This is a genomic window from Tropicimonas sediminicola (assembly GCF_900188335.1).
GTDB classification, from domain to species: Bacteria; Pseudomonadota; Alphaproteobacteria; order Rhodobacterales; family Rhodobacteraceae; genus Tropicimonas; species Tropicimonas sediminicola.
This window is the reverse complement of record NZ_FZOY01000008.1, coordinates 252,191-264,079: the sequence shown is the minus strand read 5'-3', so window position 1 is coordinate 264,079 and position 11,889 is coordinate 252,191. Positions and strand designations below refer to the sequence as shown.

At 66.2% G+C, this 11,889-nt stretch carries 11 protein-coding genes; 8 read left to right on the top strand and 3 right to left on the bottom strand.

Annotated elements, in window-relative coordinates; translation table 11 throughout:
- Positions 1 to 535 precede the first annotated feature (535 nt).
- A complete protein-coding gene (locus CHB86_RS19335; RefSeq protein ID WP_089234741.1) occupies positions 536 to 1,558 on the top strand; it encodes an aspartate-semialdehyde dehydrogenase in 1,023 nt (340 codons plus the stop codon).
- Between the two features lie 131 nt (positions 1,559 to 1,689).
- Here CHB86_RS19335 and CHB86_RS19330 read toward each other — a convergent pair whose 3' ends face one another.
- Positions 1,690 to 2,358, bottom strand: a complete 669-nt coding sequence (locus tag CHB86_RS19330) for a carbonic anhydrase (RefSeq protein WP_089234740.1) — start codon at positions 2,356 to 2,358, stop codon at positions 1,690 to 1,692.
- A gap of 179 nt (positions 2,359 to 2,537) precedes the next feature.
- On the opposite strand from CHB86_RS19330, the gene CHB86_RS19325 reads away from it, so the two are divergent.
- From CHB86_RS19325 to CHB86_RS19315, 3 genes are all read left to right on the top strand, one after another.
- Entirely contained in the window at positions 2,538 to 2,909 is a 372-nt protein-coding gene (locus CHB86_RS19325) for a hypothetical protein (protein WP_342747481.1), read from the top strand.
- A gap of 99 nt (positions 2,910 to 3,008) precedes the next feature.
- On the top strand, positions 3,009 to 4,388 hold the full coding sequence (locus tag CHB86_RS19320) for a leucyl aminopeptidase family protein (protein ID WP_089234738.1): 1,380 nt from the start codon (positions 3,009 to 3,011) through the stop codon (positions 4,386 to 4,388).
- An 8-nt stretch (positions 4,389 to 4,396) separates the two neighbouring features.
- Positions 4,397 to 5,230 carry a C40 family peptidase gene (locus CHB86_RS19315; RefSeq protein WP_089234737.1) on the top strand — a complete coding sequence of 278 codons (834 nt, stop codon included), beginning with the start codon at positions 4,397 to 4,399 and terminating at the stop codon, positions 5,228 to 5,230.
- 7 nt (positions 5,231 to 5,237) lie between these two features.
- Here CHB86_RS19315 and CHB86_RS19310 read toward each other — a convergent pair whose 3' ends face one another.
- Positions 5,238 to 5,582 carry a DUF2794 domain-containing protein gene (locus CHB86_RS19310; RefSeq protein WP_089234736.1) on the bottom strand — a complete coding sequence of 115 codons (345 nt, stop codon included), beginning with the start codon at positions 5,580 to 5,582 and terminating at the stop codon, positions 5,238 to 5,240.
- Positions 5,583 to 5,897: 315 nt separating this feature from the next.
- Between CHB86_RS19310 and truB the strand changes: the two genes are divergently transcribed.
- From truB to pnp, 4 genes are all read left to right on the top strand, one after another.
- Positions 5,898 to 6,818 carry a tRNA pseudouridine(55) synthase TruB gene (gene truB, locus CHB86_RS19305; RefSeq protein WP_089234735.1) on the top strand — a complete coding sequence of 307 codons (921 nt, stop codon included), beginning with the start codon at positions 5,898 to 5,900 and terminating at the stop codon, positions 6,816 to 6,818.
- On the top strand, positions 6,815 to 7,327 hold the full coding sequence (locus CHB86_RS19300; RefSeq protein ID WP_089234734.1) for a DUF1643 domain-containing protein: 513 nt from the start codon (positions 6,815 to 6,817) through the stop codon (positions 7,325 to 7,327). Before truB ends, CHB86_RS19300 begins: the two co-directional genes overlap by 4 nt.
- Positions 7,328 to 7,476: 149 nt before the next feature.
- A complete protein-coding gene (gene rpsO, locus CHB86_RS19295) occupies positions 7,477 to 7,746 on the top strand; it encodes a 30S ribosomal protein S15 (protein WP_089234733.1) in 270 nt (89 codons plus the stop codon).
- Positions 7,747 to 8,022: 276 nt separating this feature from the next.
- Positions 8,023 to 10,158, top strand: coding sequence for a polyribonucleotide nucleotidyltransferase (gene pnp, locus CHB86_RS19290; RefSeq protein WP_089234732.1), 2,136 nt, complete (start codon positions 8,023 to 8,025; stop codon positions 10,156 to 10,158).
- A gap of 105 nt (positions 10,159 to 10,263) precedes the next feature.
- Here the strand turns inward: pnp and CHB86_RS19285 are convergent, their stop codons facing one another.
- The gene (locus CHB86_RS19285; protein WP_141134935.1) at positions 10,264 to 11,808 is read right to left on the bottom strand and encodes a hypothetical protein; all 1,545 of its coding nucleotides are present in this window, start codon (positions 11,806 to 11,808) and stop codon (positions 10,264 to 10,266) included.
- Between the last annotated feature and the right edge of the window lie 81 nt (positions 11,809 to 11,889).

Below are 11,889 nucleotides of genomic sequence, written 5' to 3'. Positions count from 1 at the left end.
TCCCGAACCGCCCGTCTGGCGCCCCGCCGTGCGCCTCAGCGCCGCCGGTGAAGGGGGTTCTACGGATACTACCCGGAGGCCGCAAGTGGTTTTTTGAGAAAACCTTCATCTCTTGGTCAAAAATCGTATTAATTATTATTTTTCAATAGGTTGAGACCTCATAAACTCTCTCTCCTGCGACAGGATGAGCGCCCTTCCCATAGGTAAGCGGCGCGAATCCCACGAGAATCCGAGTCGGATTCCCTCTCATGTCGAGGCCTGGGAGCGCTGAGAACTGGGACTCGCCCCTCCCGACGGCCGATTCACCCCATCATGGGGCCAGAATCGGCGCCGGCTTTACGTCCGCACTATATAGATGCCCGAGAAATTCTGCGTAGCGGAGAGTCGGGACATCCCTGTCGATACGCATGAGACCGGCACCCCACAGCGCGCTCGCCAGCCCTGAACCCGCATAACCGACCTACAGCAATCGCGCCTTCCCCAAGGCAAGACTCGCTGATATGACGCGCGCGCACCTAATATGGAGAAAAGACCGATGGGATATCGTGTCGTCGTCGCGGGTGCCACGGGCAACGTGGGCCGCGAAATGCTGAACATCCTGGCCGAGCGCCAGTTCCCGGTGGATGAGGTTGCCGCCCTGGCCAGCCGAAAATCCCTCGGGACTGAAGTCAGCTTCGGCGACAAGACTCTCAAGACCCAGGATCTCGACACCTTCGATTTCACCGGCTGGGACATGGCGCTGTTCGCCGTCGGCTCCAGCGCGACCAAGACCTACGCGCCCAAGGCCGCCGCGGCTGGCTGCGTGGTGATCGACAACTCGTCGCTCTACCGCTACGAGCCGGACATCCCGCTGATCGTTCCGGAAGTGAACCCCGATGCGATCGAGGCCTATTCCAACCGCAACATCATCGCCAACCCCAACTGCTCCACGGCGCAGATGGTCGTGGCGCTGAAGCCGCTGCATGACCGCGCGCGGATCAAGCGGGTCGTGGTGAGCACCTACCAGTCTGTCTCCGGCGCCGGCAAGGAAGGCATCGACGAACTCTGGGACCAGACCAAGGGCATGTACGTGCCCGGCCAGGAGGTCGAGCCCTCCAAGTTCCAGAAGCAGATCGCCTTCAACGTTATTCCGCATATCGACGTCTTCCTCGACGACGGCTCGACCAAGGAAGAGTGGAAGATGGTCGCCGAGACCAAGAAGATCGTCGACACGTCGATCAAGGTGACCGCGACCTGTGTGCGCGTGCCGGTGTTCGTCGGCCATTCCGAGGCGATCAACATCGAGTTCGAGGATTTCCTCGACGAGGACGAGGCGCGCGACATCCTGCGTGAGGCGCCGGGAATCATGGTCGTCGACAAGCGCGAGGACGGCGGCTACGTCACCCCGGTCGAGTGCGTCGGCGATTTCGCCACCTTCATCAGCCGGATCCGCCAGGACTCCACCATCGAGAACGGCCTCAACCTCTGGTGCGTCTCCGACAACCTGCGCAAGGGCGCCGCGCTCAACGCGGTGCAGATTGCCGAGCTGCTCGGAAACCGCGTTCTCAAGAAGGGCTGAGCCCGACCGCGCGGCGGCATCGCCGCCGCGCCACGCCCAACCCCGGACAAGCGGCTATGCCGCGCGGCTCCGGGGGCGGGAGCCCTCCCTTGCGGATCCCGCAAGCGGTTGGCCCCGCGCCCAACATCCCATCAGATTTTCACGAAATCTCCGGACTCGGGCAGGTAGTGCAGCAACGTGCCCTCCCCGATGTCGAACAGGATGCCGTGCAGGGACAGCCGCCCGGCCTCCACCGCCTCGCGAACGAAGGGGAAGCCCCAGAGGTTCTCGAGCGACACGATCACCGCCTGCTTTTCCAGCGCCCTCTGCTGTTCGGTCTCGTCGGCGATGCCGGCAACCCGCTCATAGCCCGGCCGCAGGATGTCCAGCCAGCGCCCGACAAAGCTGCTCTTGTCCTCCAGCTCCGGCGCGTGGCCTGCGCACATCTGCTGGCATCCCTTGACGCCGCCGCAATCGGTGTGCCCGACCACCAGCACATGGGCGACGCGCAGGACCGAAACCGCGTATTCCAGCGCCGCCGAGGTGCCGTGCGGATCGCCGTCCGGCAGATAGGGCGGCACCACGTTGGCGATGTTGCGATGCAGGAAGATGTCGCCGGTCTCGGCGCTGAAGACGGCGTTCACGTTGACCCGGCTGTCGCAGCAGGCGATCGCCATGATGCGCGGGCTCTGCCCTTCCTCGGCCAGCTTGCGATACCAGATCTTGTTGTCGGCATAGGTGGTCGCATGCCAGCCGTGATAGCGCGGCACCAGGTATGGCGGCAGCGGCATGGCATGGATCTTTTCGACGGGTTCGGACATCGCTCTGCTCCGTAGGTTTCCGGTCTCGCGCTCACGGTTGTATGGCGGAATTTGAAGAAATTCGAGAGTAATCCCAAGGGCCCAACCGACAAAGGCATAACGCTTTGTTCAGTCACCGGGGCAATCATGCGCGGGGATCCGGGGGCATGGTGCGAATAACGGGGGTTATGGTGGCATCGGTGGCGACATTGACATTCGAGGAGCCGGTTCGGCTCGATCGCGACAATCTGGAGGAGCTGTATCGGCAACTCGGCGCCGCGGGGGCGGAGAACGTGATCTGCCGAGCGATGGAGGAACTTGCCGTGCGGCTGTCCGACATCGCACCGCTCTATCGCGCGGACCGGTCCGGCGAACTGGCCCGGCTGGCGCGAAGCCTGGTCGGGATCTCCTCGCAGATCGGCCTTCAGACACTGGCGCACGTGGCCGAGGACGTGTCGCGATGCGCGTTGCGGCAGGACCGCACCGCGCTGGCCGCGACGCTGTGCCGGCTCGAGCGGATCGGGGACAGGTCGCTGACCGCGGTCTGGGATCTGCGGGACGTCACCTCCTGAGCGGAATCCGTCGGGCGAGGTCGATGCCACTTGCGGCGCGCAGCGGGGACCGTAATGTCGCGCGGGCAAGCCAGAACCAAAAACCGCCGGGAGAACCCCATGTCGCTGTCCTTCGCAGAGGCCGACGCCACGTCGACCGATCTCTTCGTCATCGGCCCCGAGGCGCTGCCCGCCTGGAGAGACTCCCAGTCGTTCGAAGTGCGCTTCTGGCTGGATCGAATCGGCTTCACCGGCGCGATCGGACAGGCCGCACTCGTGCCGGCCAGCGACGGAGAACTCGCCGTCGTGGGATACGGGACGGCACGGGACCGGGCGCGTGGCAGATTCCACCTCGCCACCGCCGCCACGTCGCTGCCGAAGGGAACCTACGAGATCAAGGGTGACCTCTCCGTCGAGGAACTATCGGAAGCGGCGCTCGGCTGGCTGCTTGCCGGCTACCGGTTCAGCCGCTGCAAGCCGGGCGGCGACGGCGACGGGGCGCGGCTGAAGGCGCCCCGGGGCGTCGATGCCGCCCGCCTGCTGACCATCGCCGAAAGCGAGGTGCTGACCCGGGATCTCATCAACACGCCGCCCAACCTCATGGGACCGGGGGAGCTCGAGACCGCCGCCTGCGAGCTCGCGGACAGCTTCGGGGCCTCCCGCTATGTCACCAAGGGGGACGACCTGCGCAAGGGCTTTCCGCTGATCCAGGCGGTCGGCCGTGCCTCCCCCCGCCCGCCGCGGCTGATCGATCTCCGCTGGGGCGATACCGGCCCGAAGGTCGTGCTGGTCGGCAAGGGCGTCTGCTTCGATACCGGCGGTCTCAACCTCAAGCCCGGCAGCTCCATGGGCCTGATGAAAAAGGACATGGGCGGCGCGGCCACGGTGCTGGGGCTGGCGCGCTCGATCATGGCGCTCGGGCTGCCGGTGCAGCTGCGCGTGCTGATCCCGGCCGTTGACAACAGCGTCGCCGGGAACGCCTTCCGCCCGCAGGACGTGCTCAGGTCCCGCAAGGGACTGACGGTCGAGATCAACAACACTGACGCCGAGGGCCGGCTCGTTCTGGCCGACGCCCTCTCGCTCGCGGCGGAAGAGAACCCGGACCTCCTGATCTCGATGGCCACGCTGACCGGCGCCGCCCGCGTGGCGCTCGGCCCCGACATCGCACCGTTCTTCACCGACGACGCGGCGATGGCCGACGCGCTTCAGCACTCCGGCGCGCGCGTCGCGGACCCGGTCTGGCGGCTGCCGTTCCACGATCCCTACGAGGCGATGGTCGAGCCGGCGATCGCCGATCTCGACAACGCGCCCAAGGGCGGCATGGCCGGCGCGATCACCGCGGCGCTCTTCCTCCGCCGCTTCGCCGAGGGCGCGGCAAGCTACACCCATTTCGACATCTACGGCTGGCAACCCAGCGCCGCCCCGGCCCGCCCGGTCGGGGGCGTCGGCCAAGGCGCGCGCGCAGTGCTCGACGCGCTGCCCCGCGTCCTCGGATTGTGAGCGCCGCGATGCAGACCGACCGGCGGCTGCTGCCCGCGAACGACCATGTTGCGGCAAGCGAGCTGCGCGGCGTCGTCGAGGCCCCGCGCTACGACGAGGGCGCATGGCATCGGGTGCAGGTGCCGGTGGCCGACCTGCTCCGTGCACCCGGAGGGCCTCGGGAGCGGCAGCTGCTTTACGGACAGCGGGTTCGGGTGTTCGACATGCGCGACGGCCACGCCTTTCTCCAATCGGAGCGGGACGGGTTCGTCGGCTATCTCGACACCGCCGCCCTCGGAACCGACGCGCAGCCCACGCATCGCGTTCACACCGCAGCCACGCATCTCTACCCCGCGCCCGATCTCAAGCGGATCGAAATCTGCGGCCTGTCCCATGGCGCCCTGCTGACGATCACCGGCACAGCCGGCGATTACCTTCAAACCGACGCGGGCCATTTCGTGCCGTCCGGCCATGTCTCCCCTGTCGAGGCGCGAGACGACGACCCGGTCGCCATCGCCGAACTCTATCTCGGCACGCCCTATCTCTGGGGCGGCAATTCCCGTGCAGGGATCGATTGCTCCGGGCTGGTTCAAGCGGCACTTCTGGCCTGCGGCATCCCCTGCCCCGGGGATTCCGACCTGCAGGAACAGGCGCTCGGCGGGTCCCTTCCTGAGGGAACGCCGGCCCGGCGGGGCGATCTGTTCTTCTGGAAGGGTCACGTGGCGATGGCGGTCGACGAGGCTCGGATCATCCACGCGAACGCCCGGGCCATGGCCGTGTCATTCGAACCGCTTCAGTCGGCAATCGCCCGAATCGAGGCCGCAGGCGACGGCCCGCCCACCTCGCACAGGCGGCTCGGCTGAGCGCGGCTCACTCCACGGCGCGGATCAGCTTGCGCTCCAGGACCCGCAGCACCGTCTTCAGGTCGTGCCCCCGCTTCAGGATCTGCCCGTCCATACCGATGACGGAATACATGCCCTGCCTGTGCCGGAGCCGCGGGCGTTTCTCGATCATGTAGAGCGGCGTCTCCGCCGTCCGCCGGAACACCGAGAAAACGGCAGCATCCTTGAGACAGGAAATCCCGTAGTCGCGCCATTCTCCGGCGGCGACCATGCGACCGTAGAGACCGAGAATCAGATTGAGCTCTGAGCGTTGGAAGGCCACCTGCTGCGCCAGGTGGCCGGAAGACAAGGGTGTAGGTGTCTCCATGTTCATGGATCGACTGTGGTGCGGGAACGCTTGCAAATCAACGCAGAATTGGCATTCGCCGCAATTGCGCCACGAAATGACCGCTCGAATGCCGCTTTTCCCCCACACCCCGGCCATCGCGCCCGATTAACGCTTTGGACTGTAGTGAGCGTATGCTCGTCCGGTGCCGCGGATTTTCAGCCCCCACCCAACCCGCGGCACCGGAGCTACCTCTCAGCCTCTCAGCAAAGCACCGCAACCCGCAGGGTCCGCAGAAGGCCAGGCATTGACGCAGGCGCCGCCTCGGGCTACCCCGCCGCCCTCATTGCAACGGGGAACAGCATGGCACGCAGACGCAAGGGGCGCGACATCTCCGGTTGGGTCATCGTGGACAAGCCCGCAGGTCCGACCTCCACCGCAGTCGTCAACAAGGTCCGCTGGGCCTTCGACGCGAAGAAGGCCGGCCACGCCGGCACGCTCGACCCGGCAGCGACCGGCGTGCTCGCCGTTGCGCTCGGCGAGGCGACCAAGACGGTTCCCTATGTCACCGACGCGCTCAAGGCCTATCGCTTCACGATCCGCTTCGGCCAGGCGACCAACACCGACGATGCCGAGGGCGAGGTGATCGCCACCAGCGACACCCGGCCCAGCGATGCCGAGATCGAGGCCGCGCTGCCGGGCTTCGTCGGCGACATCATGCAGGTCCCTCCGAAATACTCGGCCGTGAAGATCGACGGCGAGCGCGCCTATGCGCTGGCCCGGGACGACGAGGAATTCGAGATCGCCGCGCGCCCGCTCTATGTCGACAGCCTCGCGCTCGTCGCCCGGCCCGACGCCGACCACGCGGAGCTGGAGATGGTCTGCGGCAAGGGTGGCTATGTCCGGTCCATCGCCCGCGACCTCGGCGCGACCCTCGGCTGCCACGCCCATGTCACCACGCTGCGCCGCACCTGGTCCGGCGCCTTCGAAGCCGAGGGCGCGCTCGACTGGGAGACGCTCGAGGCGCAGGCGCGGACACCGGAACTCGATCAATGGCTGCGCCCGCTCGAGGAAGCGCTTGTCGACCTGCCCCGGCTGCCCTGCACGCCCGAAGGCGCGACCCGGCTGCGCAACGGCAACCCCGGCATGGTCATGTCGGCGCCCGATGTCGAGTACGGCGACACCGCCTGGGCCTCCTACCAGGGGGTGCCGGTGGCCATCGGCATCTATCGCAGCGGCGAGCTGCATCCCGACCGGGTGTTCAACCTGCCGCCCGCGACATGATCGTCCGGCATCACGCGACGGAAGCCGCCACGTCCTCGGCGGCCTATTCGGAATGCGAAAGCTATCGCTACAGCCTTGCCCGAACCTGGGAGGCCAACGCGCCCCGGCTGCTCTACATCATGCTGAACCCGTCCAAGGCGACGGAGGCGGTCAACGATCCCACCATCGAACGCTGCGAGCGGCGCGCCCGCGCGCTCGGCTTCGGCGGTTTCACCGCCTGCAACCTGTTTGCCTGGCGCGAAACCGACCCGCAGGCCCTGCGCCGCGCCGCCGAGCCCGTTGGCCCGGAGAACGACGCGGCCCTCCTCGAAGCCGCCGGGCAATCGCAGACGATCCTCTGCGCCTGGGGTGTGCATGGTGTGCATCTCGGCCGCGCAGCCGACGTGGGGCGCAGCTTGCGGGAGGCCGGGCACACGCTGCACCACCTCGGGCTGACCCGGCACGGCCATCCACGGCACCCGCTCTACGTCTCTTACGCAACGCGGCCGGAGCTCTGGCTGGCTGCATGATCCGGGCGGGGCAGTTTTTCCTTCCGTTCGAGCCGATTCTCTCCTATACGCGCGCATCCGTCCTCCTCGGAGGGCGGTGAACTCTCCAAGGGCCCTGCTGGACGACATCCCGGCTTGCGCCATGACTCGAACCTGTAAAGGAGACCCCGATGTCGATCACCGTTGAAGAAAAAGAACGCGTCATCAAGGAATTCGCCACCAAGGCCGGCGACACCGGTTCCCCGGAAGTCCAGGTCGCGATCCTGACCTCGCGCATCAACACCCTTACCGAGCACTTCAAGACCCACAAGAAGGACAACCACTCCCGTCGTGGCCTCCTGAAGCTCGTCGCGCAGCGCCGCAAGCTGCTGGACTACCTCAAGGGCAAGGAAGAAGCCCGGTACCAGTCGCTGATCGAGCGCCTCGGCATCCGCCGCTGACGCCAGCGCAGCATTGCACGGAAGGGGTCGCTTCGGCGGCCCTTTTTCGTTTGCGGGCCGGCCGGTCCGCGGATCGCGCCGCACGCGGCCCGAAAGGGGCCGATTTACTACCGGCTTTCATTGTGGCCGAAACTCCTGTATTTGCCGCCCATCTGAGACGTGACGCCTTTGGCCCCGGGCGCGTGCGACAGGATCAGGGGTCGGCGGCAATGGGGCCGCCAATCAAACGGGAGACCCGGGATACGCCCGGGAGGGCTCCCTTACAGGATACGCTAGATGTTCAATGAAGTGAAAAAATCGATGCAGTGGGGGCAGGAGACGCTCACACTGGAAACCGGCAAGGTTGCGCGTCAGGCCGATGGCTCCGTCATCGCCACGCTGGGCGAAACCTCGGTCATGGCCAACGTGACCTTCGCCAAGGAACCGAAGCCGGGTCAGGACTTCTTCCCGCTGACCGTCCATTACCAGGAAAAGTACTACGCTGCCGGCAAGGTGCCGGGCGGCTTCTTCAAGCGCGAGGCGCGCCCGACCGAGAAGGAAACGCTGACCGCGCGCCTGATCGACCGTCCCTGCCGCCCGCTCTTCGCTCCCGGCTTCAAGCACGAAGTGCTCGTGATGTGCACCGTGCTGAGCCATGACCTCGTCAACGATCCCGACATCGTCGCCATGATCGCCGCCTCCGCGGCGCTGACGATCTCCGGCGTGCCCTTCATGGGCCCGATCGGTGCGGCCCGCGTCGGCTTTGTCGACGGCGAATACGTGCTGAACCCCGAGGTCCAGGACATGGACCAGCTGCGCAACAACCCCGAGCAGCGGCTCGACCTGGTTGTCGCCGGCACCAAGGACGCGGTGATGATGGTGGAATCCGAGGCCTACGAGCTTTCGGAAGACGAGATGCTCGGCGCCGTCGTGTTCGCCCACGAGCAGATCCAGCCGGTGATCGACCTGATCATCGCGCTCGCCGAGGACGCCGCCAAGGAGCCCTTCAACTACACGCCGCCGGACTATTCCGAGCTCTACGCCGCCGTAAAGGCCGCGGGCGAGGAAGACATGCGCGCCGCCTACGCGATCCGCGACAAGCAGGAGCGCACCAACACGGTCGCCGCCGTTCGCGAGAAGATCAAGGCCGCTCTCACCGAAGAGCAGCTGGAAGACGCGAACCTCGGCTCCGCCCTCAAGAAGCTGGAATCCGGCATTCTGCGCGGCGACGTGGTGAAGAACGGCAACCGCATCGACGGCCGCTCCACCACCACGGTCCGTGCCATCGAATCGCAGGTCGGCATGCTGCCCCGGACCCACGGCTCCGCGCTGTTCACCCGCGGCGAGACCCAGGCGCTGGTCGTGACCACGCTGGGCACCGGCGAGGACGAGCAGATCATCGACGCGCTGCACGGCAACTTCCGCTCGAACTTCCTGCTGCACTACAACTTCCCGCCGTACTCGGTCGGTGAGGTTGGCCGCGTTGGATCGCCCGGCCGTCGCGAGATCGGCCATGGCAAGCTCGCCTGGCGCGCGCTTCAAGCGGTTCTGCCGGCCCCGACCGATTTCCCCTACACGATCCGCGTCGTGTCGGAGATCACCGAGTCGAACGGCTCCTCCTCGATGGCCTCCGTCTGCGGCGGCTCGCTGTCGATGATGGATGCCGGTGTGCCGCTCAAGGCGCCGGTCGCCGGTGTCGCCATGGGCCTGGTGCTGGAAGAGGACGGCTCCTACGCCGTTCTGACCGACATCCTGGGCGACGAGGATCACCTCGGCGACATGGACTTCAAGGTTGCCGGCACCGAGAACGGCATCACCTCGCTGCAGATGGACATCAAGGTCGCGGGCATCACCCCCGAGATCATGAAGCAGGCCCTGGCCCAGGCCAAGGAAGGCCGGATGCACATCCTCGGCGAGATGTCGAAGGCGCTCTCCGCCGGCCGGACCGAGTTCTCGGCCCATGCTCCGCGCATCGAGACGATGACCGTGCCCACCGACAAGATCCGCGAAGTGATCGGCTCGGGCGGCAAGGTGATCCGCGAGATCGTGGAAACCTCCGGCGCCAAGGTCGACATCAACGACGACGGCGTGATCAAGATCGCCTCGCCGAACTCCGAGTCGATCCAGAAGGCCTACGACATGATCTACTCGATCGTGGCCGAGCCGGAGGAAGGCAAGGTCTACAAGGGCAAGGTCGTGAAGATCGTCGACTTCGGCGCCTTCGTGAACTTCTTCGGCAAGCGTGACGGCCTCGTGCACGTCTCCCAGATCGAGAACCGCCGCCTGAACCATCCGTCGGATGTGCTGAAGGAAGGCCAGGAAGTCTGGGTCAAGCTGCTGGGCTTCGACGACCGCGGCAAGGTCCGCCTGTCGATGAAGGTCGTGGACCAGGAGACCGGCGAAGAAGCCAAGAAGGAAGAATCCGCCGAGTAAGGCCACCCGCCTTCACGGTTACAGGACTCGGACGGGCCGGCGTTTCAGACGCCGGCCCGTTTTCCTATGGGCACGGAGGCCGCTGAGCCCGCCTTGCACCGGGCATCATTTCTTGTATCGGTAGACGTCGAAATTCTCGGAACTCGCGTGAAGCTCGTAGCGGCCCATCGCCTCGGTGAACTCCGGTGCGACGCTCATGTAGGCATACCAGTCGAAATCCTTGTCCTCGAAGAAGTACCGCCTCTTGTCGATGACGGCGATCCCGGGGCGCTTCTCGAGGAGGTCGGTCGCGTATTGCGAGGCATTCAGCCGGTGCAGTTCGTCATATCGGGCACAGGCGGCGGGTGTCTGGTCGCAATCGGTTCTCGCCCGCCCGTCGACCACGCCCGGCGCCACCCAGTTGTGCGGATAGCGCACGGCCCACGATCGCCGCATGGCGAGCGCGGCACCCGGTCCGGCCGCGGAATCGGTGCTCAGGACCCAGATCGACTGCGCCGGCAGCCCTTCGGTCATGGCGACGACATCCTCGATTCCCTTGTCGTGGTAGAAACCCATCCGCGTGAAGCCGAACAGGATCGCGCCCACGGTGAAGATGCAGGCGACCTTCTGGACCCGAAGCCCCTCGCCACGGAACAGCACCCAGAATGCCGTCAGGAACGTGAAGCAGAAGAACGGGTAGAGGTGATAGCCGAACCCCTTGCCCTGCCAGAGGTAGCTCGCCAGCGACGCCAGCACCCCGGTGAGAAAGACCCCTGTGCCCACCGGCAACGCCCGGGCACGCAGCGCCAGCACGAGAACCATGCCGAGCACGGGAAGGCCGGCAAGCTGCAGACGCATCCGGATGAACTCCGGCGCGGCGGAGATGTTGCCATAGACCTCCCGCGCGCGGGGAACGACGTCGGAGAAGTACAGAGGATGCACGAGGGCGACAAAGGCGCCATAGCTGAGACCCACGGCCAGGAGCGTCAGGTTCGATGGCGAAAGGATCGGGCGGGACGACCGCTGCCGCAGCACCTGGTAGGCCGTCATCATCAGCGGAAAGACGATGAAATACGGCTTCAGGCAGACACCGATCCCGAAGAACACGGTCCGCAGGATGCCGGGGGCGTTCGGCCGCGGCCCCAGCTGGGAGAGCAGCCAGGGCATCATGAAGACGAGCAGCAGGCCGTCGCGCTGGATCTGCTCGAACCGCGCCGAGACGAGTAGCGAGAACCCGACTGCGAGGGTCATCAGGCCGGCGTCCCGGGGCGTCATCCCCTGCTCGTCGTGCAGGATTCGGAAACACCAGTGGAGCGAGGCGAAAACCAGGAGCGCAAAGGCAACGTAGGCGCCGTTGTCGGGCGACAGGTTCAGCAGGTCCGACAGCAGGATCGCGGGCACCGTCAGGTAGAAGTTGAGCGGCGGGTTGATGTCGATCACGTCGCGGTAGAGCACCGCGCCGTCCAGCCAGTCCCGGGCGGCCAGAACGTAAACCGCCACGTCGTGGCTCAGCATCCGGTTCCAGTAAATGACGACAAACAGGACCGACACCGCGGCCGGATAGAGCAGCGACGCCAGCAACGCCGAGGGCGTCGCCCCCGAACCGATCGCCGCGGGCGATGCCTGTCGGAGCGCGGCCCCGTCGGACGTGAGTCTGGCGGAAGTCTTCATGGAACGATCTACCCTGGGCTGGCGCCTGAATTCGCCGGCAGATCATCCGATTATTGGGGCAAAACTAGGGAATCCCCGGGC

Coding starts and splice junctions, on each gene's coding strand:
- CHB86_RS19285 (WP_141134935.1), bottom strand. CDS start 11,808: ATGAAGACTTCCGCCAGACTCACGTCCGACGGGGCCGCGCTCCGACAG.
- CHB86_RS19320 (WP_089234738.1), top strand. CDS start 3,009: ATGTCGCTGTCCTTCGCAGAGGCCGACGCCACGTCGACCGATCTCTTC.
- CHB86_RS19330 (WP_089234740.1), bottom strand. CDS start 2,358: ATGTCCGAACCCGTCGAAAAGATCCATGCCATGCCGCTGCCGCCATAC.
- pnp (WP_089234732.1), top strand. CDS start 8,023: ATGTTCAATGAAGTGAAAAAATCGATGCAGTGGGGGCAGGAGACGCTC.
- rpsO (WP_089234733.1), top strand. CDS start 7,477: ATGTCGATCACCGTTGAAGAAAAAGAACGCGTCATCAAGGAATTCGCC.
- CHB86_RS19310 (WP_089234736.1), bottom strand. CDS start 5,582: ATGAACATGGAGACACCTACACCCTTGTCTTCCGGCCACCTGGCGCAG.
- truB (WP_089234735.1), top strand. CDS start 5,898: ATGGCACGCAGACGCAAGGGGCGCGACATCTCCGGTTGGGTCATCGTG.
- CHB86_RS19300 (WP_089234734.1), top strand. CDS start 6,815: ATGATCGTCCGGCATCACGCGACGGAAGCCGCCACGTCCTCGGCGGCC.
- CHB86_RS19315 (WP_089234737.1), top strand. CDS start 4,397: ATGCAGACCGACCGGCGGCTGCTGCCCGCGAACGACCATGTTGCGGCA.
- CHB86_RS19335 (WP_089234741.1), top strand. CDS start 536: ATGGGATATCGTGTCGTCGTCGCGGGTGCCACGGGCAACGTGGGCCGC.